We start from the raw sequence: 21,301 nt of genomic DNA on the forward strand, positions 1-21,301 counted from the left end.
CCTCAGTCGCCCTCGAACCGGATCTCGGCGTCGCGGCGCTCGGCACATCGGCGGACGAGCCGGGCCAGCCGGTGCACGTGGTCGACCTCCGCCTGCGCCCGGGCCACCTCGGCCAGGCACCGCAGCTCGGCGAGCAGGTGCGGCATCCGCTCGGTGCCCACTGTCAGCTCACCGAGCGGGTCGACGCGGTCCAGCAGCGGGGTCCGGCCACCGCCGCGCACACGCTTGAGCAGGTCGAGCAGCAGATCCTGCGGATCCGCCACGACCTCGATCGAGACGTACGCGGGCCGGCGACGGCTGTCGCCCGCCGACACCTGCCGGTAGAGGACGGCGTCCACTCCCACTCTCGGCCCTCCTCGTAGCGGCGTCACCGACGCGGGGACGCGTTCGTCTGATCGCGGCCGGATCGACCTCCGTCGGGGCCGGTCCGGGCCACGCTGCCCGCCGGTCGCCGCACCGGAGCGTGCCGCAGCATGAGTTTCCCCTGTCCAGACCCGCTTTTGCCACCCCACTCAGCGCGTCGGCGGGTAATCCACGCCGGGAAGAAGCGGACGGCAGTGGCGGACGGCACAACGCACGGGCGACGGCCCGGCCCACCGCGAGGACGGAAACGGTAGCCGGGCGGCACGGCGAGCGGCGGGGCGGCGGCACGGCGAACGTGGGCGCTCCGGCCTTACGCTGGGGCGGTGATCGCTGTCCGCCACCGCCGCCGCGACCGGGTGCGCCCGGACCGGACGCCGCGATGAGTCAGCGGCGGCGTGGCACGCGGGACGCGCACGAGGAGCTGCCCGCGTCGATGCGCGAGGCGGTGGACGACTTCGCCGACCACCTGTCACGGGTGCGCAACCGCTCCGTCCACACCGTCCGGGCGTACGTCACGGACCTCGTGTCGCTGCTGGATCACGCCGTCCGGATGGGCTGCGCCGACCTGCCGGAGCTGGACCTGGCAATGGTGCGTAGCTGGCTGGCGAAGCAGCGGACCATGGGCGCGGCCCGGACGACCATGGCGCGGCGTGCCGCCTCGGTCCGCACGTTCAGCGCCTGGGCGCACCGGACCGGCCTGCTCGCCGACGACGTGGCCGCGCCGCTGGCCAGCCCCCGGGCCCGGCGGGAACTGCCCACAGTGCTGCGGGCCGACCAGGCCGCCGTCCTGATGGAGGCGGCCCGGCCCGCGGACGCCCCGCAGCCCGTGGAGACGGCGGGTGCGGACACACCCGCTGCGGTGCTGCTGCGTGACCGGCTGCTGCTGGAGCTGCTCTACGGCACCGGGGTACGCGTCAGCGAGGCGTGCGGCCTGGACGTCACCGACGTCGACCAGGCCCGCCGGGTGGTACGCGTGCTGGGTAAGGGCGGGCGGGAACGCTCGGTGCCCTACGGGGTGCCGGCCCAGCGGGCGCTCGACACCTGGCTGCGCGACGGCCGGCCCGTTCTGCTGACCCCGGGCTCGGGCCGGGCGCTGCTGCTCGGGGCTCGGGGCGGACGGCTCAACCCGACCACGGCGCGACGGATCGTGTCCGGCTGGGCCGGTGCCGCGGGGGTGCCGCGGGTGACGCCGCACGGGCTGCGCCACTCCGCCGCGACGCACCTGCTCGAAGGGGGCGCGGACCTGCGGGCCGTGCAGGAGTTGCTGGGGCACTCGTCGCTCGCCAGCACCCAGATCTACACGCACGTCTCGGTGGAGCGGCTCCGCGCCGCGTACCGCCAGGCGCACCCCCGCGCCTGACCGCAGAAAGCGTCGGTGGAACGTCATGGGTGTCCGCGGGGCCGGGAGACACCCATGACGTTCCACCCGAGCGGGCGAATCCGGCCGGGGCATGATCCATCCCGGGCTAGGATCGGTGGATGACGGTGCCGCAGCCGCCCGAGCCGATTCCCGGGGCTCGGCTGCTCTTCTCCCTCGATCCCTCCGTCAGTCACCTCAACCACGGCTCGTTCGGCGCCGTACCGATCGCCGTGCAGCGCGCCCAGCAGCGCCTGCGCGACGAGATGGAGGCCAACCCGCTGCGGTTCTTCACGCAGGGCCTGGTCGACCGGATCGCCCACGCACGGCGGCACCTGGCCGCGTTCCTCGGCGCCGACCCGGACGGCACCACGCTCGTCGGCAACGCCACCGCTGGCGCGGCCGTGGTGCTGCAGTCGCTGGCCCTGCGCCCCGGCGACGAGATCGTGACCACCGACCACGGGTACGGCGCGGTGGCGCTGTCCGTCGCCCGGGAGTGCGCCCGCACCGGTGCGGTGTCCCGCACCCTGCCGGTGCCGTTGACCACCACCGACGAGGAGGTGGTCGAGATCATCCGCGACGGGCTGCGCCCCGGGCGCACCAGGCTGCTGATCGTCGACCAGCTCACCTCGCCGACCGCCCGGCTGTTCCCCACCGCGGCGATCGTCGCGGTGGCCCGGGAGCAGGGCGTGCCGGTACTGGTCGACGCCGCCCACGCACCGGGCATGCTGCCGGCCACCGTCGCCTCCGTCGGCGCCGACTTCTGGGTCGGCAACCTGCACAAGTGGGCGTACGCGCCACGCGGCACCGCCGCGCTCGTGGTGGCCCCGCAATGGCGGGAGAGGATCCAGCCGCTCGTCGTCTCGTGGGAGCAGGACAGCGGCTTCCCGGTCCGGGTCGAGTGGCAGGCGACGCTCGACTACACCGGCTGGCTGGCCGCCCCGGTGGGCCTGTTCACGTTGCGCAGCCTCGGCGTGGACCGGGTACGCGCACACAACGCGGCGCTGGCCGCGTACGGGCAACGGGTCGTCGGGGACGCACTCGGTGTGGCGCCCGAGCGGCTGCCGGAGCCCGGCGGGCCTGCGGTCGCCATGCGGCTCGTGCCGCTGCCGCCCGGTGTCGCGACGACGCTCGACGCGGCCCGGGAGCTGCGGACCCGGATCGCCGAACGGCTCTCCGCCGAGGTGTCGATCGCCGGCTGGAACGGGCGCGGCTACCTGCGGCTGTGCGGCCAGGTCTACAACACCCCCGACGAGTACGACCGGCTGGCCGTCCGGCTGCCCACGCTGCTCGCCCAGGGCTGAGCGATACACCCGATCACCCGGCGGGGACGGGGTGCAGCGGGAGCAGCCGGACCCGACCGAGCCCGAGCAGGGCCAGCGGGTCGAGATATTCGGTGTCGCGTCGCAGTCCCCAGTGCAGGCAGGCCGCCCCGGCGCAGCCCTGATGCCCGGCGAGCAGGTCGCCGACCGGCGCGCCGGCGGCCACCGGCGTGCCGGCGGTGAGCCGGGAGCGGACCGGTTCGTATGTGGTGCGCAGCCCGTCGGAGTGGCCGACGGTGAGCACCGGCCGGCCCGCGACGATGCCGGCGAACAGGACGGTCCCGGCGCCGGCAGCCAGCACCGGCGCGCCGGGAGCGGCGGCGAGGTCGACGCCCCGGTGCCCGGACAGCCAGGGCTGCGGCGGCGGGTCGAACCGCCGCACCACCCGCGGCGCACCCGTCAGCGGCCACCGGAACCGCCCGCCGGGCGCACCCCGAAGTCCCGCAGCCGATCCGCCCGCCGCCGAAGCCCCGGAGCCCGGGACAGCCGCAGGAGACCCCGGCAACGGCCGGACCGAGGACGACAGCGCCGCCCGGGACGGCACGGAGACACCCGGCAGGCAGACGACGAGGCACAACACCACCAGCCCGGCCCTGCCCGCTACAGAGATCGAGGAACGCACGCCGACCACCCTGCCGCCCCGGGCACCGTCCCGCGAACCCCACCCGGCCGCCCTGTGGACGGCGCACCGCCTGTGGACGAGCGCCGAAATCGGGGCCGATCTGCTAGGCCCTGGACGCCTATGCTGGCCGGGTGACGAAGGACTGGTACGCCTGGCACAGCGACTACGACCAGCCCGAGTCCGCACTGGCGCGGCGGCTCGCCGAGGTGCGGCAGCGTGTCTCCGACGCCCTCGACGCGGCGCCGCCCGGTCCGCTGCGCGCGCTGAGCCTCTGCGCGGGTCAGGGGCGCGACCTGATCCCGGTGCTGGCCGCCCACCCCCGGGGGCGCGACGTGACCGCCCGCCTGGTCGAGCTGGACCCACGAAACGCCGATCCGGCCCGCCGCGCCGCCGCCGACGCGGGGCTCACCGGCGTGGAGGTGGTGACCGGGGACGCCTCGCTGACCGACCGCTACGCCGATCTGGCCCCGGCGGATCTGGTACTGGTCTGCGGCATCTTCGGCAACATCGGCGACGACGACATCCGGGCCACGGTGCGGCACTGCGCCTCGCTCTGCGCCACCGGCGGCACCGTGCTGTGGACGCGGCACCGGCGCGAGCCGGACCTGGTGCCGGTCATCTGCGAGTGGTTCGCCGAGGAGGGCTTCGAGCCGGTCGCTGTGGGCAGCCCGGCCGACGGTGTGGGCGTCGGCGCGCACCGCTTCACCGGCACGCCGCGCCCGCTGGCGCCGGGGGTGCGGATGTTCACGTTCGTGGGCTACGACGTGCTGGAGCGGACGGAGCAGGAATGACCACAGTGGACGATGTCAGTCTGCCCTCCCGGGTGGCCGGGCCGGACGAGGCGATCAGCGTCGAGGAGCTTCAGCTCGCCGCGCGCAACCACGGCATCCCACTGGAGGCCCTGCGGTACGACGTGACCCCGGCGGGCCTGCACTATCTGCTCATCCACTACGACATCCCGGACGTCGACCCGGCCGCGTACGCGCTGGGCGTGTCCGGCGCGGTCGAGCGTCCACTGCGGCTGGACCTGTCGGCGCTGCGCGAACGGCCCCGGGTGACCCACCGCGTGACGCTGGAGTGCGCCGGTAACGGCCGGGCGCTGCTGCGTCCCCGCCCGGTCAGCCAGCCCTGGCTGGTGGAGGCGGTGGGCAACGCCGAGTGGACCGGTACGCCGCTGGCGCCGCTGCTGCGCGAGGCCGGCATGTCCGGCGACGCGGTCGACGTGGTGTTCACCGGCGCGGACCACGGGGTGGAGCGCGGTGTCGAGCAGGACTACCAGCGGGCGCTGCCGGTGGCCGACGCGCTGCGCGAGGAGGTGCTGCTGGCGTACGAGATGAACGGCGCTCCCCTGCTGCCGCAGCACGGGGCGCCGCTGCGCCTGATCGTGCCCGGGTGGTACGGCATGGCACACGTGAAGTGGCTGCGCGACATCACTGTGACGACTGAGCCGTTCGACGGCTACCAGAACGCGGTGGCCTACCGGCTGCGGCGCGACGCCGACGACCCGGGCGTGCCGGTGACCCGGATCGAGCCGCGCGCGCTGGTGCGTCCGCCCGGCTTCCCGGACTTCATGTCCCGCACCCGGGTGCTTCGGCCGGGACAGTGCACTCTGGACGGTCGGGCCTGGTCCGGCCACGCGCCGGTGACCTCGGTCGAGGTGACGGTGGACGGCGGCGAGACGTGGACACCGGCGCTCCTCGACGAGCCGGCAGCCGGCGAGTGGGCGTGGCGCCGCTGGTCCGTGAGCTGGACGGCGACGCCGGGGCGCTACGTGCTCGGCGCCCGGGCGACCGACGCCTCGGGGCGCACCCAGCCGGTCGAGCAGCCGTGGAACCGGGGCGGGTTCGCGAACAACCTGGTGCAGCGGGTCGAGGTGGTCGTGCCGGCGGAGTGAGCCGGGGGCGTTGCGCCGCCTGCGGTCAGCTCCCGAACCCGGAATCTGCGGGAAGCGAGATGTCGGGCTTTTCGAGCTCTTCCACATTGACGTCCTTGAACGTCATCACTCGCACATTCTTGACGAAACGGGCAGGACGGTACATGTCCCACACCCAGGCGTCGTGCATCTCGACCTCGAAGTAGACCTCGCCGTCGGAGTTGCGCACATGCAGGTCGACCTGGTTGGCCAGGTAGAAACGGCGCTCGGTCTCCACCACGTAGGAGAACTGGCGGACGATGTCCCGGTACTCCCGGTAGAGCTGCAGCTCCATCTCGGTCTCGTACTTCTCGAGATCTTCCGCGCTCATCGCACTCCGCCTTCCATGACCACATCTTCCCCCACCGACGCCGGAGGTCGCGGCTGCTCGCCCAACGCCACGCCGACGGTACCCCCTGACACGCCGCAGCGCCCCATCGGCTCGTCCGGGCGGCCGGCGAACGCGCCGGGCGACAGCCCTGGCAGCCCGGCCACGGGCTCGGATGGTGCCCCGTCGGCGCCGGCACCCGCCGGACGGCGGGCGCGGGGAGGCCGGCCGTCCCGCCCGGAGACGGCGGCCACGTTCACGTACGAGAAGCGGTGTTCCCGGCAGGGCCCGAGCGCGCGCAGCGCGGCGCTGTGCTCGGCGGTGATGTAGCCCTTGTGCTCGGCGAACCCGTAGCCGGGGAACCGCCCGTCCAGCTCCACCATGATCCGGTCCCGGGTGACCTTCGCCAGCACGCTCGCCGCCGCCACACACGCGGCCACCCGGTCGCCCTTCCAGACCGCCAGGCCCGGCACGTCCAGCCCGTCGACGCCGAAGCCGTCGGTCAGCACGTACTCGGGGCGGGTGGTGAGCGAGGCGAGCGCCCGGCGCATCGCGGCGAGGTTGCACACGTGCAGCCCGCGCGCGTCGACCTCCTCGGCCGGGATGACGACCACGGCGTACGCCAGGGCCCGTGCCACCACCTCGTCGTGGACGCGCTCGCGGGCGGCGGCGGTGAGCAGCTTCGAGTCGGCCAGTTCGTCGATCTCACCACGCCGGCCCTCGGGCAGGATCGCGGCGGCGGCCACGAGCGGCCCGGCGCAGGCGCCGCGACCGGCCTCGTCGGCGCCCGCCACGTGCCGGAAGCCGCGCCGTTGCAGGGCCCGCTCCAGCGCGTAGAGGCCGCCGTCGCGGCGGACCACGGTGCGCGGCGGGGTCAGCACGCGCCACCTCCGGTCAGTACGGCGCCGAGCCGGCCGGGCAGGTCCGGCGGGTAGTAGCGCTCGGTGCAGGCGGCCAGCTCGGCGACCGGCCACCAGCGGTGCCCGTGCACGCTCGCCCGCTCGACGTCGTTGAAGCCCGCGGTGTCGACCTCCCAGCCCGGCACCCGGACCAGGTAGAACTGCTGCTCCTGGCGGTACCAGACGCCATCGAACGGGAACTCGACGATGTCCGACCAGACCGGCGTGCCCAGCTCGGCCGGGGCCAGCCGCAGACCGGTCTCCTCGGCCAGTTCCCGGGCGGCGCCGTCGGCCGGGGCCTCCCCCGGCTCCAGCCCGCCGCCGGGCGTGAACCAGTAGCGGTGGCCCGGCCGGGCCGGATCACTGCCCTCGAACAGCAGCACCCGGTCGGACGCGTCAACCAGCAGCACCCGGGCCGCGCGACGAGGGGTGTAGACGGTCACCGGACCAGCCTGCCAGACGCCTGTGACGAACGACCACGCCCTCCCGCCGCCGACGCCGGGCCGGCGTGCCGGAGCGTGGCGCGGACCCGCTCAGGGATTGGGGATCCCGTCGAACTGCTCGGGCACGGTGAGCCAGGTCGCACGGCTGACCGGCCAGAAGATGGTGAACGCCCGGCCGACGACCTCGCCCTCGGGGATGGTGGCGACGTTGATGTCCTCGCCCGACTGCTGCCAGTGCTCGAGCGAGTCGCCGGACGCCTCCCGGTGGTCGCCCATGACCCACAGGCGCCCCTTCGGCACGGTGATGTCGAAGTCCTGGTCGGCGGGCTTGTTGCCGGGGAAGATGAACGGCTCGTCGATCGGCTTGCCGTTGATGATCAGCCGTTCCTGGCCGCCGGTGCGGTCGCAGCAGACCACGTGATCGCCGCCGACGCCGATGACCCGCTTGATGAAGTCCTCGCCGTCGGGGTTGCCGCTCCACTCGGTGGGGGCCTTGAAGACGATCACCTCGCCCCGGTGCGGCGACCGGAAGTCGTAGACCAGCTTGTTGACAAGCACCCGATCGTCGATCTTGAGGGTGTTCTCCATGGACGGCGACGGGATGAAGAAGGTCTGCAGCACGAAGGCACGCACCAGCACCGCGACCAGGATCGCCACGCCCAGGAGGATGGGCAGCTCCTTCCAGAAGGAGCTGCGGGGCTTCTCGGTCTGCTCGTCGATCACGGGAGGAGCCTACGTCGCCCGGTGCGGCGCGGTCGCCCCGAACCCGCCAGAACGGTGAGCGTCGCCGCGACCGGAAGGATCAGGACGACTCCGCCCACCGGGTCGGGATCGACCGGGACCGGCCCGGCCGGCGCGGCCTCCGCGCGCGGCACGCTGGTGAACGTCTCCGGTACGGGCAGTGTGGTCCACCGCTGCGACGGCCAGACGATCATGAAGGCGCGGCCGACCACGTTCTCGATCGGCACCGGCCCCTGACATCGGGCGTCCTGCGAGACGAGCCGGTGGTCACCCATCACGAAGATCTGCCCCGGCGGCACCACCACCTCGGTGAACTGCCGCGACCGGCACTCCTTGGGGTTCGGCGGCAGGTCGACCGGGGAATCTTCGGAGACGTACGCCTGCTCGTCCAGCGGCACCCCGTTGACCACCACCCGGCCGTCGTCGCAGCACCAGATCTTGTCGCCCGGTACGCCGATGACGCGCTTGATGAAGTCCTTCTCGCCAGGGCGGCTGACGCCCACCAGGTCGCCGAGCGTACGGCCGACCCGGCCGGCGAAGTTCGTCGGCGGCGCGGGCGCCTCCTGGGCGACCCAGCGGTCGGTGCCCCGGAACACCACCACCTCGCCGCGGACCGGGTCGCGGACGTCGTAGACGACCTTGTTGACGAGCACCCGGTCGCCGACGAGCAGCGTGTCCTCCATCGACCCGGAGGGGATGAAGAACGCCTGGAGCAGGAAGGTGCGGATCAGCACCGCGAGGCAGAACGCCACGATCAGCAGCAGCGGCAGCTCCTGCCAGAGCGGCATCTGGCGGCGGCCACGCCGGGCTCGCCGGCGCCAGGGATCGACGGCACCGTCCTCGTCAACCATCTGCACCATGCCACTCTCCGGTCCGCGGAAACGACACTACCGCCCGGGAGTCCCCTCGGAGACCCCACGGGCGGTAGTGGACCGTTTCGCACCGTCCGGTCGCGCCCGTACCGACCAGAGTAATGCGATCCGGTCGATACGACATCCGCGCAGCTCGGGCGGCGTGGCGAACGAAAGTCAGTTCGCCGGCTGCTTCTCCCGCAGCTCCTTGATCTTGGCCTTCTTGCCGCGCAGCTCACGCAGGTAGTAGAGCTTGGCGCGACGCACGTCACCGCGGGTCACGACCTCGATCCGGTCGATGCCGGGGCCGTTGAGCGGGTAGGTCCGCTCGACGCCGACGCCGAAGCTGACCTTGCGGACCGAGAAGGTCTCGCGCAGACCGTCACCCTGGCGGCGGATGACGACGCCCTGGAAGATCTGGACCCGGGACCGGTTGCCCTCGACGACTCGCGCGTGCACCTTGACGGTGTCACCGGCACGGAAGTCGGGCAGGTCGGTACGCTTCGACTGGGCGTCAAGGGCGTCCAGGATGTTCATCGCTGCGTCCTCGTGAGGCTCACGGCGCATCGTCAGTCGATGCGCGAACGGGTGATTCTGACCCCCGGGTGGTGACCGGCGAGGCCGGCCCCGGTCGAGGGTCCTCGCAACCACCCACGGCGTGGACGGATGCGGCAACCCCTCTACTTTGCCACATGCTCCGGTGGCGAGGAAAATCCGCCCCGGTCCAGCGCCGCCCGGTCCCGCTTGTCGAGCGTCTCCGGGGGCAGCGCGCCGATCATGTCGGGGCGGCGCTGCGCCGTGCGCAGCAGCGACTCGTCGCGCCGCCAGCGGTCGATCCGGGCGTGGTCGCCGGAGCGCAGCACCTCGGGCACGTCCAGCCCGCGCCAGCTCGCCGGCTTCGTGTAGAGCGGGGCCTCCAGCAGGCCGTGCGCGTGCGACTCCTCGTCCAGCGAGCCGGCGTTGCCGAGCACACCGGGCAGCAGCCGGGTGACCGCCTCCAGGATCACCAGCACGGCCACCTCGCCGCCGAAGAGCACGTAGTCGCCGAGGGAGACCTCGGTCACCGGCATCCGGGTCGCGGCGTGGTCCAGCACCCGCTGGTCGATGCCCTCGTACCGGCCGCAGGCGAACAGCAGGTGCGACTCGGCGGCCAGCTCGTGCGCAAGGGCCTGGGTGAACGGGACGCCCGCGGGCGACGGCACGAGCAGCCGGGGCAGCGTGTGCCCGTCCGGGCTCAGCTCGTCCGGCGCCAGCGCGTCCAGCGCCTCGCCCCACGGCTCCGGCCGCATGACCATGCCGGGACCGCCGCCGTAGGGCGTGTCGTCGACGGTGCGGTGCACGTCGTGGGTCCAGGTCCGCAGATCGTGTACGGCCAGCCGCAGCGTGCCGTTCGCGCGGGCCTTGCCGATCAGCGACAGGTCCAGCGGGGCGAAGTACTCGGGGAAGATCGACACGATGTCGACGCGCATGCGGTGGGCTCCAGCTAGAGGTCGAGCAGGCCACCGGGCAGGTCGACGACGACGCGACCGCCGGCCAGATCCACCTCGGGCACTATCGCCTTGACGAACGGGACCAGCGCGGTACGCCCCTCGGGCCGCCGCAACACCAGCATGTCGGACGCGGGCGCGTGGTCGATGCGGGCCACCTCGCCCACGTGCTCCCCGTCCCGGGTGACCACGGCGAGGCCGACCAGCTGGTGGTCGTGGAACTCCTCCGGGTCCTCCGGCGGGGCCACGTCGGCGCTGTCCACGCCGAGCAGCGTGTTGCGCAGCGCCTCGGCGACGTCGCGCCCCAGCACGCCCTCGAACACGACGAGCAGGCGGCCCTGATGCCAGCGGGCCGACTCGACGGTGAGCGTCGGCGGCACCCGCCAGGCGCCGGGCTCCGACGGGGTCACCCCCGGCTCGGTGGTCAACACCGAACCGGGGGCGAACCGTGCTTCGGGCTCATCGGTGCGCACTTCCACGGTGACCTCACCGCGGATGCCGTGCGGCTTGCCGATCCGGCCGACGACGAGAAGCATCAGTACGAGTCGACGATGTCGACGCGTACCCCACGCCCGCCGATGGAGCCGATCACCTGGCGCAGCGCCTTGGCGGTCCGGCCGGACCGCCCGATCACCGTGCCGAGGTCCTCGGGGTGCACGCGGACTTCGAGGCGCTTGCCCCGACGGGAGTCGACCATGCGCACCCGGACGTCGTCCGGGTGGTCGACGATGCCCTTGACCAGGTGCTCCAGGGCGGGACGCAGTGCCATGTCAGGCCTGCTCGCCGGACTCGGCACTGGCCTGCTCCTCGGCCTTGGGGGCCTCGGCCTTCGGCTCCTCCGCCTTGGCGGCGGCCTTCTTGGCCGGCTTGGCCGGGGTGTCCGCCACGCCGGCGGCGGCCTTCGCCTCGGCCTCGTACGCCGCCTTGCGGTCGGCCCGCTCGGGGGCGACCTTCAGCGGCGGCGGCGCGGGCAGGCCCTTGAACTTCTGCCAGTCACCGGTCAGCTCCAGCAGGCGCTGCACGGCCTCGCTCGGCTGGGCGCCGACCGAGAGCCAGTACTGGACCCGCTCCGACTTGACCTCGATCACCGAAGGGTCTTCCTTCGGCTGGTACACACCGACGAACTCGATCGCGCGACCGTCACGCTTGGTACGCGAGTCGGCGATGACGATGCGGTACTGCGGGTTGCGGATCTTGCCCATCCGCAGGAGCCGGATCTTTACGGCCACAGTTGTTTCGCTCCTGTTGCGATCTCACCGGCCCGTACGGGCGGTGTGGCGGGTGAGCGCCGACCGGCACAGTGGGGTTTGGGCCGGAGACTGCTCGGTGAACTGGCGACGCGCCCGGGTTAGAGGGCGCCGGACGCGCGCCGGATACCAGCGACCCATTCTGCCAGATCCGGCCCCGAACACTCACACCGGACCCGGGCACCACGCCCGGGGCGGGCCGGGTCGTGACGGAGGACACCGGTTCAGCGCACCGGCGGGCGGTCCCACCCGGGCGGAAATTCGTTCGGTACGTCCCATTCCGCGGGTGGGGTGAAGTCGCACCAGGTGCCGTCGAACGGGAACTCCCCCGCCTCGGCGATCCGGATCACCCGCTCGCCCTCGGCGCGTACCGCCTTCTCGTCGGTCACCCAGTAGTGCTCCGGGAACGCCAGCCGCTCGGCGAACTCGTCCTCGTCCTTCCACTCCCAGCTCAGGTCCGGGTGGACCACGACGTCGAGGTCCTGGTCGATCATGTCGACGCCGGCCACCGCGCTGTCGTCCCAGCGGACGCCGGGCTCCTCCAGGTTCACGTACCAGTTCTGGAAGCGGCCGTCGGCGTCACGGAACCACCAGACCGAGTGGGCCGCGCCGGTGGGCAGGAACTTCAGCACCGGCGGGCCGTTCCACCGCCCCCGGGAGAGCCGGTAGGACGACGTCACCCACTCGGCGAACGGCACGGCGCGCATGCCCAGGCCGGCCGCTGTCACCTCGTACGCGACGGGCGTGCCCCGGGGCACCCAGAGCAGCAGCCCGCGCTCGTCGTCGGAGACCACGCGGGCCGACCGGACCCAGCCGATCCGGCCGTGCCGGACGTTCCGGTGCATGATCAGCCGCCCCGGCTCGAACCGCACACTCACCCCCGCCGTCGTGTTAACAAGGGCCCCCGCCTATGCAGAATGCGTTAAGAGGGGGCCCTTCCTTACACCTCAGTACGCGCGGGCGAGGATCGCCACCAGGTCGGGCTCGTCCTCCGAGTCCGGCACCGAGCCGTCGGCGCGCACCAGGCAGCGGACCGTCACGCCCTGGCCGTTCGCCTCGGCCTCACCCTCGACGCCGACCGCCGACCACGGCACCCGCGCCCAGCCGGTGGCGGACGCCTCGATCGCCTCGGCCAGCGTCGACACCTCGACGGTGCGGGACCGGCGGAACTCCAGCGCCTGGTCGTGCAGCGCCCGTTGGTCGGCCTCCAGCGCGGCCACCACCGCGCCGACCAAGTCGGCGACCGGCGTCGGGGCCTTCGAGCCGTCCGTACGCCGGACCACGACCGCGTTGCCGGCGGCCAGGTCACGCGGGCCGACCTCGACGCGGACCGGGTAGCCGCGCAGCTCGGCGTCGACGGCGCGGCGGCCGAACGCGGTGTCGGTGCGGTCGTCCAGCGCCACCCGCACCCCGGCGTCACGCAGCGCGTCGTGGAGCTTCCGGGCCGCCTCGGCAGGGCCGCCCGGGCCCTCGCCGTCCTTGACGACCATCACGTACGCCTGGACCGGCGCCAGCTTCGGCGGCACCCGCAGCCCGTTGTCGTCGCCGTGGCACATGATCAGGCCGCCGAGCATCCGGGTGGACGTGCCCCAGGAGGTCGTCCACGCGTGTTCCCGGCCACCCTCGGCCGAGGAGTAGCTGATGTCGAACGCCTTGGCGAAGTTCTGGCCCAGCTCGTGGCTGGTGCCCAGCTGCAGCGCCTTGCCGTCGCCCATCATGCCCTCGCACGTGTACGTGGCGGTGGCGCCGGCGAAGCGCTCCCGGGCGGTCTTCAGGCCGACCACCACCGGGATGCCGAGCACGTTGACCATCAGGTCCTCGTACGCCTCGTGCAGGATCCGCCGCGCGTAGGCGCGCGCGTCCTCGCGGGTGGCGTGCGCGGTGTGCCCCTCCTGCCAGAGGAACTCGCTGGTACGCAGGAAGATCCGCGGGCGCAGCTCCCACCGGACCACGTTGGCCCACTGGTTGAGCAGCAGCGGCAGGTCGCGGTACGAGTCGATCCACTTGGCCATGAACTCGCCGATGACCGTCTCGCTCGTGGGGCGCACCACCACCGGCTCGGCGAGCTGCTTGCCGCCACCGTGCGTGACCACCGCCAGCTCCGGCGAGAAGCCCTCGACGTGCTCGGCCTCCCGCTTGAGGTAGCTCTCCGGGATGAACAGCGGGAAGTACGCGTTCTCCGCGCCCGCCGCCTTGATCCGGGCGTCCATCTCGGCCTGCATCCGCTCCCAGATGGCGTAGCCGGCCGGTCGGATCACCATGGTCCCCCGGACCGGGCCGTTGTCGGCCAGCTTCGCCTTGGCGATCAGGTCCTGGTACCAGCGGGGAAAGTCCTCCGCACGGGGAGTGAGCACGCGTGCCATGACCGCACATCCTATGCGTCCCGTGACGGGCCGGCGCAGCCGGGCGCGCCCCCCACTACCATCTGCCGTCATGCTCCTCCCCACCCCCGACCCGGCGCCGGTCCTGGCCCCGCTCGCCGCCCGCTGGGTGGCCTGGGTGGCCGCCCACCGCCAGCCGGTCAACCCGCTCAAGGACACCACCGGCCGGCACGGCGGGCGTCACCAGCCCGACGACGTGTGGTTCCTCGCGGGCACGCAGGGCGGCGGGGTCGCCCGGCGTTGCGTGGTGCCGGCGGGCCGCCCCCTGTTCTTCCCGGCGATCTGCTGCTGGCGGGTCGGCCGCCGGGACGACCCGGTCCCGCCGATGCCCCATGCCGAAGGGCACGCCGAGCTGGACGGGGTCGCGGTGCCGGTGCACCCGGCGGGCTCACCCGCCTCGTTCCCGGTGCGGGGGTTCTTCAACAACGTCGTCACCGCGTGGCCGTGGCCGGTACACGTCTCCTGCTGGGGCCTGTGGGGCCTGGTGCCGCCGCCCGCGCCGGGGACGCACCACCTGACCTTCGGCGGCCACGACGGCGGGCCGTTCCGGGTCGAGGCGGAGTACGAACTCGTGGTGCGCTGAGCGGCGACCGTAGACTTCGATCATCATGCCTAAGCCGAGGAACGTCACGCCGGTGCGTGACACGATCGTCGACGCCGCACGGTCGCTGACCGTCACGACGGGTTGGGCCGGGGTCCGGATGGGTGCGGTCGCGAGCGCGGCCGGGGTGAGCCGGCAGACGGTCTACAACGAGTTCGGCACCAAGGCGGGCCTGGGCGAGGCGCTGGCCCGGCACGAGGTGGACCGGTTCGTCGGCCAGGTCCGGTCCGCGCTGGACGAGCACGACTCCGACGTGCGTGCGGCCGCGTACGCGGCGATCCACCGCACCCTCGCCTCGGCCGCCGAGAACCCGCTGGTGAGGGCGGTCCTGACCAGCACGCCGGGCGGCTCGGAGGAGCTGTTGCCCTATCTGACCACCCGGTCCGAGCTGGTGCTCGCCGAGGCCGCGAGGGCGCTGCTGGAGTGGACCGGTGAACGCCTGCCCGACGCCGACCCGGCGGCCCTGGCGTTCGCGGCGGACAGCGTCGTACGCCTGGTGGTGAGCCACATCGTGCTGCCCGGCGGCCCGGTCGACGAGACCGCCGACCGGCTGGCCGGCCTGGCGGTCCGCCTGTTCCTGACGGCGGCCACGACCCGCTAGGCCGGCCGACGGCGGCAATCGGCCAGCGGACGGCCGGCCCGTCAGCGGACGACGCGGCCGCGCAGCACGATCCGGCTGGGTGCCCGGACCACGCGCAGGTCGCGGCGCGGATCCTCGGGGTAGACCACCAGGTCGGCGAGGCCGCCCTCGACCAGCCCGGGGAAGCCGAGCCACTCCCGGGCCCGCCAGGAGGCGGCGGCGAGCACGTCCGGGGCGGACATGCCGGCCTGCTCGTGCAGCAGCATCATCTCCTCGGCCGCGAGCCCGTGGTCGATGCCGCCGCCCGCGTCGGTCCCGACGTAGATCGGCACGCCCGCCTCGTGCGCGGCGCGCACCACCTCGGGGAAGCGGTCGCGTAGCGCGAGCATGTGGTCGGCGTACCCGGGGAACTTGGGCCGGGCCTGCTCCGCGATGTGACCGAACGTCCGAATGTTGATCATCGTGGGGACCAGCGCGGTGCCCTGCCGGGCCATCAGGTCGATCAGGTCGAGGCTCAGCCCGGTGCCGTGCTCCACCGAGTCCACCCCGGCCCGCACCATGATCTCCACGGCCGACTCGGAGAACGTGTGCACCGCCGCGCGTACCCCGGCGGCGTGTGCGGCGGCGACCGCCGCGGTCATGGTGTCGGCGTCCCAGGCCGGCGCCAGGTCGCCCACTCCCCTGTCGATCCAGTCGCCGACCAGCTTGACCCAGCCGTTGCCGGCCGCGGCCTGCGCGGCCACCGCCGCGGCGACCTCCGCCGCGCCGACCTCCACGCCGATGTCGCGCAGGTAGCGCTTCGGCGGGGCGACGTGGCGGCCCGCGCGGGCCAGTCGCGGCAGGTCCGGCTCGTCCTCCAGTTCGGGGTACGGGTACGGCGACCCGGCGTCCCGGATCGCCAGCACGCCCGCGTCCCGGTCGGTCCGGGCCAGCTCTCGCGCCTGGTCGAGGGAGGTGATCGGGCTGCCGCCGCGGGCGATGCCGATGTGGCAGTGCGCGTCGGTCAGGCCGGGCAGCACGAAGCCGCCGTCGGCCACCGTCTCGGCGCCGGGCACCGGTTCGAATGTGACCCGGTCGCCGACCAGCCAGACGTCCCGGACCTCGTCGTCGGGAAGGAACACACCGCGCACGTGCAGAGCAGCCATGTGCACAGTCCTACCCGATCAGTCCTCCTCGCCGGCGAGCAGGTCGTCGCGGCGCGCGGTCAGCGCCGGCAGGTCGACCGAGACCTTCCAGGGCCGCTCGGTGACGAACAGGTCCTCGGCCTGACTGACCTGCTTGTACTCGCGATTGGCGCCGAGCACGTACTCGGTCAGCGTGATCTTCTCCTTGACCGGGTCGAGCACCCAGTAGGAGCGGACACCGGCGTGCGCGTAGACCCTGGCCTTGTCGTACATGTCGCGGAAGGTGGAGGTCGGCGAGATGACCTCGACGGCGAGCACAGCGTCCTCGACCGGCAGCGGGCTCCGGTTGGCGTTACCCCGCACGACCGCGACGACGTCCGGCCGAGGCTCGTTACGGCGGTCGACCCGCATCGACAGATCGATCCCGACCTGGTACTCCTTCGGGCAGTTCACGCGGAGCGCGAGCAGCAACTCGACGCACATGTCCTGGTGCAGCAGAGTGGGCGACGGCACGATCAACCTTCCGTTGATCAGTTCGTACGGAAGGTCCTTGGGCAGCTCGCCCAGGTCGTCGACCGTCCACTCGTGCCGCTCCGGCAGGATCGGGGCCGCGGTCATTGACATCTCCTTCCAGGGGGCGACATCACTTTAAGAGACAGCGATGTCGCCCACCGTCACCGACACGCTAGCGAGGGCCCTTGTCGCCGCCCTTGCCGAGCTTGTTGAAGTCGATCTTCGGGAGCTTGAAGCCCGGCGGCAGGCCCTGCCCACCGGCCAGGTCGCCCGGGTCCAGGCCCGGCGGCAGCTGCGGCATCCCGCCCGGGAAGCCGCCCGGCATCCCGGCGCCGGTACGCGGCCGTCCGCCGCCCTTGGTGCCCTTACGCTTGTTCTTCGGCGACTTGGTCGCCTTGCGCCGGCCACCGCCGGGCAGGCCCATCATGCCGCCCATCTGCTTCATCATCTTCTGCGCGTCGGTGAAGCGGTTGAGCAGCTGGTTGACGTCCATGACGGTGACGCCGGAGCCGTTCGCGATCCGGGCCCGGCGGGAGCCGTTGATGATCTTCGGGTTGGTGCGCTCGGCCGGGGTCATCGACCTGATGATCGCGGTGACCCGGTCGAAGTGCTTGTCGTCCAGCTCGGCGAGCTGGTCCTTCATCTGCCCCATGCCCGGCATCATGGCCAGCACGTTGGCGATCGGGCCCATCCGCCGGACCGCGATAAGCTGATCGAGGAAGTCCTCCAGCGTGAAGGTCTCCCCGCCCATCAGCTTGGCGGTCATCTTCTCCTTCTGATCGGAGTCGAAGGCCGCCTCGGCCTGCTCGATCAGGGTGAGGACGTCGCCCATGCCGAGGATCCGGCTGGCCATCCGGTCCGGGTGGAAGACGTCGAAGTCCTCCAGCTTCTCGCCGGTGGAGGCGAAGAGGATCGGCTGGCCGGTCACCTCGCGGACGGAGAGCGCGGCGCCACCGCGGGCGTCGCCGTCGAGCTTGGACAGCACCACGCCGGTGATGCCGACGCCGTCGCGGAACGCCTCGGCGGTGCGCACCGCGTCCTGGCCGACCATCGCGTCGATGACGAAGATGACCTCGTCGGGCTGGACCGCGTCGCGGATGTTCGCGGCCTGCTGCATCATCTCGGTGTCGATACCGAGCCGGCCGGCGGTGTCGACGATGACGATGTCCCGGGCGGCGCGGCGGGCGTGCTCGATCGAGTCGCGGGCCACCTGCACCGGGTCACCGACGCCGTTGCCGGGCGCCGGGGCGTACACCTCGACCCCGGCCCGGCCACCGAGCACCTGGAGCTGCCCGACGGCGTTGGGACGCTGGAGGTCGGCGGCGACGAGCAGCGGCTGGTGGCCCTGGCCCTTGAGCCAGCGGGCCAGCTTGCCGGCGAGCGTGGTCTTACCGGAACCCTGGAGGCCGGCCAGCATGATCACGGTCGGCGGGTGCTTGGCGAACTGGAGCCGCCGTCCCTCGCCGCCGAGGACCTTGATCAGCTCCTCGTTGACGATCTTGACGATCTGCTGAGCCGGGTTGAGCGCCTGGGAGACCTCGGCGCCGCGCGCCCGCTCCTTGACGTTCGCGATGAAGCCCTTGACCACCGGCAGGGCGACGTCGGCCTCCAGCAACGCCATCCGGATCTCGCGCGCGGTGGCGTCGATGTCGGCGTCGGTGAGCCGGCCCTTGCCGCGTAGCTTGGTGAAGATCCCGGACAGGCGGTCACTCAAGGTGTCAAACACGCGAACATCCCGTTTGTCGTTTTCGGCGGGCACATGCTGCCGGGCCGGTGGTCCAGCCCACCGTTAGGGTAGCCCGCCGCCCGCACCCCCGCTCCGGCCCGGCCGTCCACGGGCCCGCACCGCTCGTCGGCGGGGTGTTAACAGGGGCCCCTTCCTCTACCGGAGGCGTTAACAGGGGGCCCTTCCTTACACGGAGCCCAGCACGGCGGCCTCGATCCGCGCCCGTTCCTCGTCCGGGGGCCAGCCGCCGACCAGGTAGAACGCGTCCACCACGTCGCCGCCGAGCGTCGAGATCCGGGCCGCCCGCACCTGGGCGCCGGCCTCGTCCAGCGCGCAGGTCACCCGGTACAGCAGCCCGGCCGCGTCGGCGGCCCGCAACTCCAGCAGGACCGCGTCGGTGGCCGCCTCCCGGTGCCACACCACCCGGGGTGCGGCGCCCTGGCTGCGGGCGGCCAGCGCCCGGCCACGCAGCCGCTGGATGACCGAGACGTCGCCGCCGACCGCGCGGCGCAGGTCGGCGCTGAGCGCGATCGGGTCCGGGGCCAGCCCGTAGCGCGGCTGCACCCGGCACTCGACAAGGGCCCGGCCGTCGACTGTGGCGGCGTCCGCGGAGATCACCTCCAGGCGGTGCAGCGCCAGGCACCCGGCCACCGTCGCGAGCAGCCCGCGCCGATCGGCGGCGGCGACCGACACCCGATCCTCCCGCAGGTGTACGACAGGCAGCGGCCCGGCCACGAGCACCGGGTCCGGGGCCGGCGGGGCGGGCACCACGCCGGTGTCCAGCGTGGTCCGCACCCGGCTCACCAGCTCGGCGATCAGCCGGCCCTTCCAGCCGGACCAGGCGGCCGGGCCGGTGGCGGCGGCGTCGGCGCGAACCAGGGCGTGCAGCAGTTCCAGCGTGCCGGTGTCACCGACGCGCTCGGCGACCCCGGCGACGGTCTTCGGGTCGGACAGGTCGCGCCGGGTCGCCACGTCGGGCAGCAGCAGGTGCAGCCGGACCAGCGTCCCGATGAGCGCCGCCTCGTCCGGCGGCAGCCCGATCCGGGTGGCGACCGCCTCGGCCAGCGGCGCACCGACCACGGAGTGGTCGCCTTCCAGCCCCTTGCCGATGTCGTGCAGGAACGCGCCGAGCAGCAGCAGGTCGGGGCGTTCCACGTCGCGGGTGTGCCGGCTGGCCTCGTACGCGGTCTGCACCAGGTGCCGGTCGAGCGTGAACCGGTGCACCGGGTTGTGCTGGGGCAGGCTGCGCATCCGGGTCCACTCGGGCAGCCAGCGGTCGATCAGCCCGTACCTGTCGCAGGTCTCCCAGGCGGGCACCAGGCCGGGACCGGCGCCGAGCAGGGTGATCAGCGCGGCGCGGGCCGCGGGCGGCCAGGGCGCGGGCAGCGGCGGGCAGTACGCGGCCAGCCACTCGCAGGTGGCGCGCGCGATCGGCAGCCGGGTGGTGGCGGCAGCGGCGGCCACGCGCAGCGACAGGCTCGGGTCGGGGCGGGCGCCGATGGCGGTGCGGGCGAGCACCAGTTCCCCGTCCTGCTCCACCACGTCCCGGGCGACCGGGCGGCGCAGCGGACGGCCGGGGGCGGCGCGGTGCCGGCCGGAGCGGAGCCGGTCGGCGGCCCGCCAGGCGTCGTCGAGGGCGTGGCTGACCGTGCGGGCGTCACCGGCGACCAGCCGCAGCAGCGCGTCGCCGTCCTCGGCGCCGAGCAGCCGCGCCACGCCGTCGCGTTCCTGGGCGACCAGGCGGTCACCCCGGCGGCCCACCTGCTGGTGCAGCGCGTCGCGGGTGTCGAGCAGCCGCCGGTGTGCCGCGTACACGGCCGGGCGGAGCGCGTCGGTGACCCCGGCGGTGGCGATGGCGCGCAGGATGCCCACGTCGCGCAGCCCGCCGGCCGCCTCCTTGAGGTCGCCTTCGAGCAGGAACGCCAGTTCGCCGTGCGTCTCCCAGCGCGCGGCGGTGATCTCGCGAAGGCCGGGGAGCTGGCGGATCGCGGTCCGCCGCCAGTGGTCGGCGGCGGTGCGGGCGAGCTGGTCGGTGAGCGCCGGGTCGCCCGCCATGTGCCGCGCGTCGAGCAGTCCGAGGGCGACTTTGACGTCGTCCTGGGCCACCGACAGCGCCTCGGCGACGGTACGCACCGAGTGGTCCAACCGCAGCCCGGCGTCCCAGATCGGGTACCACAGGGACGCGGCCAGCTCGTCGATGCCGGGCACCCCGGCGTGCAGCAGCACCAGGTCGAGGTCGCCGTAGGGGGCGCACTGGCGGCGGCCCAGCCCGCCCACCGCGACGAGCGCCACCCCGTCCCGGTCCGGGAAGGCCCGGCGCAGCCAGGCGTCGAGCGCGTCGGCCCGCGCGGTCCGGGCCGCCGCGCCGATGCCCGCGGGAACGCCGGCGACCTCGTTGACCACCGCCGGCCCCCCGGAGGGGCCGGTGGCGGTGGTCAACGAGGTCACGTCGGCGGATCCGGCGCTCAGAGGGCGTCGAGCCCGCGCTCGCCGGTACGCACCCGGACGACCTCCTCGACGCCGGTCACCCAGACCTTGCCGTCGCCGATCTTGCCGGTCCGTGCGGCGCCGACGATCGCGTCCACGATCTTGTCGACGTCCATCTCGTCGGTGAGCACCTCGACCCGGATCTTGGGCAGGAACTCGACCGTGTACTCGGCACCCCGGTAGACCTCGGTGTGCCCCTTCTGCCGGCCGTAGCCCTGGACCTCGCTGACGGTCAGCCCGGCCACGCCGAGCGCGTGCAGGGCCTCCTTCACCGCGTCCAGCTGGTACGGCTTGATGACCGCGGTCACCAGCTTCAT

At 73.4% G+C, this 21,301-nt stretch carries 25 protein-coding genes; 6 read left to right on the forward strand and 19 right to left on the reverse strand.

Annotation, left to right across the window (positions count from 1 at the left end):
- Positions 1-2: 2 nt before the first annotated feature.
- A complete protein-coding gene (locus ACGFIA_RS01900; protein WP_357382326.1) occupies positions 3-344 on the reverse strand; it encodes a hypothetical protein in 342 nt (113 codons plus the stop codon).
- Positions 345-742: 398 nt separating this feature from the next.
- On the opposite strand from ACGFIA_RS01900, the gene ACGFIA_RS01905 reads away from it, so the two are divergent.
- Both ACGFIA_RS01905 and ACGFIA_RS01910 read left to right on the forward strand, forming a co-directional pair.
- Entirely contained in the window at positions 743-1,723 is a 981-nt protein-coding gene (locus ACGFIA_RS01905) for a tyrosine recombinase XerC (RefSeq protein WP_357382324.1), read from the forward strand.
- Positions 1,724-1,842: 119 nt separating this feature from the next.
- The gene (locus ACGFIA_RS01910) at positions 1,843-3,024 is read left to right on the forward strand and encodes an aminotransferase class V-fold PLP-dependent enzyme (protein ID WP_357390574.1); all 1,182 of its coding nucleotides are present in this window, start codon (positions 1,843-1,845) and stop codon (positions 3,022-3,024) included.
- Positions 3,025-3,037: 13 nt separating this feature from the next.
- On the opposite strand, the gene ACGFIA_RS01915 is transcribed toward ACGFIA_RS01910, so the two are convergent.
- The gene (locus ACGFIA_RS01915) at positions 3,038-3,586 is read right to left on the reverse strand and encodes a murein hydrolase activator EnvC family protein (protein WP_393258593.1); all 549 of its coding nucleotides are present in this window, start codon (positions 3,584-3,586) and stop codon (positions 3,038-3,040) included.
- 209 nt (positions 3,587-3,795) lie between these two features.
- Between ACGFIA_RS01915 and ACGFIA_RS01920 the strand changes: the two genes are divergently transcribed.
- Positions 3,796-4,455 carry a class I SAM-dependent methyltransferase gene (locus ACGFIA_RS01920; protein WP_357390572.1) on the forward strand — a complete coding sequence of 220 codons (660 nt, stop codon included), beginning with the start codon at positions 3,796-3,798 and terminating at the stop codon, positions 4,453-4,455.
- Positions 4,452-5,558: a sulfite oxidase gene (locus ACGFIA_RS01925; RefSeq protein WP_357467288.1), complete on the forward strand. Its 1,107-nt coding sequence runs from the start codon at positions 4,452-4,454 to the stop codon at positions 5,556-5,558. The genes ACGFIA_RS01920 and ACGFIA_RS01925 overlap by 4 nt, the downstream gene beginning before the upstream one ends.
- Positions 5,559-5,583: 25 nt before the next feature.
- Here the strand turns inward: ACGFIA_RS01925 and ACGFIA_RS01930 are convergent, their stop codons facing one another.
- The 12 genes from ACGFIA_RS01930 to proS form a co-directional block, all read right to left on the reverse strand.
- Complete coding sequence (locus ACGFIA_RS01930) at positions 5,584-5,907, reverse strand: DUF2469 domain-containing protein (RefSeq protein WP_011905215.1); 324 nt, start codon at positions 5,905-5,907, stop codon at positions 5,584-5,586.
- On the reverse strand, positions 5,904-6,785 hold the full coding sequence (locus tag ACGFIA_RS01935; RefSeq protein WP_357390568.1) for a ribonuclease HII: 882 nt from the start codon (positions 6,783-6,785) through the stop codon (positions 5,904-5,906). The genes ACGFIA_RS01930 and ACGFIA_RS01935 overlap by 4 nt, the downstream gene beginning before the upstream one ends.
- The gene (locus ACGFIA_RS01940; RefSeq protein ID WP_357390566.1) at positions 6,779-7,246 is read right to left on the reverse strand and encodes an NUDIX hydrolase; all 468 of its coding nucleotides are present in this window, start codon (positions 7,244-7,246) and stop codon (positions 6,779-6,781) included. The genes ACGFIA_RS01935 and ACGFIA_RS01940 overlap by 7 nt, the downstream gene beginning before the upstream one ends.
- A 90-nt stretch (positions 7,247-7,336) precedes the next feature.
- A complete protein-coding gene (gene lepB / locus ACGFIA_RS01945; RefSeq protein ID WP_357390564.1) occupies positions 7,337-7,969 on the reverse strand; it encodes a signal peptidase I in 633 nt (210 codons plus the stop codon).
- Positions 7,966-8,847, reverse strand: a complete 882-nt coding sequence (gene lepB / locus ACGFIA_RS01950; protein WP_357390562.1) for a signal peptidase I — start codon at positions 8,845-8,847, stop codon at positions 7,966-7,968. The genes lepB (ACGFIA_RS01945) and lepB (ACGFIA_RS01950) overlap by 4 nt, the downstream gene beginning before the upstream one ends.
- A gap of 168 nt (positions 8,848-9,015) precedes the next feature.
- Entirely contained in the window at positions 9,016-9,375 is a 360-nt protein-coding gene (gene rplS / locus ACGFIA_RS01955) for a 50S ribosomal protein L19 (RefSeq protein ID WP_013284591.1), read from the reverse strand.
- A gap of 143 nt (positions 9,376-9,518) precedes the next feature.
- The gene (gene trmD / locus ACGFIA_RS01960) at positions 9,519-10,307 is read right to left on the reverse strand and encodes a tRNA (guanosine(37)-N1)-methyltransferase TrmD (protein WP_357390559.1); all 789 of its coding nucleotides are present in this window, start codon (positions 10,305-10,307) and stop codon (positions 9,519-9,521) included.
- Between the two features lie 14 nt (positions 10,308-10,321).
- Positions 10,322-10,861 carry a ribosome maturation factor RimM gene (rimM, locus tag ACGFIA_RS01965; RefSeq protein ID WP_357390557.1) on the reverse strand — a complete coding sequence of 180 codons (540 nt, stop codon included), beginning with the start codon at positions 10,859-10,861 and terminating at the stop codon, positions 10,322-10,324.
- Positions 10,861-11,121 carry an RNA-binding protein gene (locus ACGFIA_RS01970; RefSeq protein ID WP_030500803.1) on the reverse strand — a complete coding sequence of 87 codons (261 nt, stop codon included), beginning with the start codon at positions 11,119-11,121 and terminating at the stop codon, positions 10,861-10,863. Before ACGFIA_RS01970 ends, rimM begins: the two co-directional genes overlap by 1 nt.
- Positions 11,096-11,554, reverse strand: coding sequence for a 30S ribosomal protein S16 (rpsP, locus tag ACGFIA_RS01975; RefSeq protein WP_357390555.1), 459 nt, complete (start codon positions 11,552-11,554; stop codon positions 11,096-11,098). Before rpsP ends, ACGFIA_RS01970 begins: the two co-directional genes overlap by 26 nt.
- 242 nt (positions 11,555-11,796) lie before the next feature.
- Complete coding sequence (locus tag ACGFIA_RS01980; RefSeq protein ID WP_357390576.1) at positions 11,797-12,444, reverse strand: DUF402 domain-containing protein; 648 nt, start codon at positions 12,442-12,444, stop codon at positions 11,797-11,799.
- Positions 12,445-12,519: 75 nt separating this feature from the next.
- On the reverse strand, positions 12,520-13,935 hold the full coding sequence (gene proS, locus ACGFIA_RS01985; protein WP_357390553.1) for a proline--tRNA ligase: 1,416 nt from the start codon (positions 13,933-13,935) through the stop codon (positions 12,520-12,522).
- 70 nt (positions 13,936-14,005) lie between these two features.
- Here proS and ACGFIA_RS01990 point away from each other — a divergent pair, with 70 nt between their 5' ends.
- Together ACGFIA_RS01990 and ACGFIA_RS01995 are read left to right on the forward strand one after the other, a co-directional pair.
- A complete protein-coding gene (locus ACGFIA_RS01990) occupies positions 14,006-14,536 on the forward strand; it encodes a hypothetical protein (protein WP_357390551.1) in 531 nt (176 codons plus the stop codon).
- 25 nt (positions 14,537-14,561) lie between these two features.
- The gene (locus tag ACGFIA_RS01995; protein WP_357390550.1) at positions 14,562-15,155 is read left to right on the forward strand and encodes a TetR family transcriptional regulator; all 594 of its coding nucleotides are present in this window, start codon (positions 14,562-14,564) and stop codon (positions 15,153-15,155) included.
- 41 nt (positions 15,156-15,196) lie between these two features.
- Here the strand turns inward: ACGFIA_RS01995 and ACGFIA_RS02000 are convergent, their stop codons facing one another.
- The 5 genes from ACGFIA_RS02000 to ACGFIA_RS02020 all read right to left on the reverse strand — a co-directional run bounded on the left by ACGFIA_RS02000 (position 15,197) and on the right by ACGFIA_RS02020 (position 21,301).
- Complete coding sequence (locus tag ACGFIA_RS02000) at positions 15,197-16,279, reverse strand: amidohydrolase family protein (protein ID WP_357390548.1); 1,083 nt, start codon at positions 16,277-16,279, stop codon at positions 15,197-15,199.
- Between the two features lie 18 nt (positions 16,280-16,297).
- Complete coding sequence (locus ACGFIA_RS02005) at positions 16,298-16,876, reverse strand: Uma2 family endonuclease (protein ID WP_357390546.1); 579 nt, start codon at positions 16,874-16,876, stop codon at positions 16,298-16,300.
- 67 nt (positions 16,877-16,943) lie between these two features.
- Positions 16,944-18,497 carry a signal recognition particle protein gene (gene ffh, locus ACGFIA_RS02010; protein ID WP_357390544.1) on the reverse strand — a complete coding sequence of 518 codons (1,554 nt, stop codon included), beginning with the start codon at positions 18,495-18,497 and terminating at the stop codon, positions 16,944-16,946.
- Between the two features lie 186 nt (positions 18,498-18,683).
- Positions 18,684-20,945: a [protein-PII] uridylyltransferase gene (locus tag ACGFIA_RS02015; RefSeq protein ID WP_357467272.1), complete on the reverse strand. Its 2,262-nt coding sequence runs from the start codon at positions 20,943-20,945 to the stop codon at positions 18,684-18,686.
- A 17-nt stretch (positions 20,946-20,962) separates the two neighbouring features.
- Positions 20,963-21,301, reverse strand: coding sequence for a P-II family nitrogen regulator (locus tag ACGFIA_RS02020; protein ID WP_013284578.1), 339 nt, complete (start codon positions 21,299-21,301; stop codon positions 20,963-20,965).

It is taken from the genome of Micromonospora sp. NPDC049203 (genome assembly GCF_043197215.1).
Lineage (GTDB): Bacteria > Actinomycetota > Actinomycetes > Mycobacteriales > Micromonosporaceae > Micromonospora.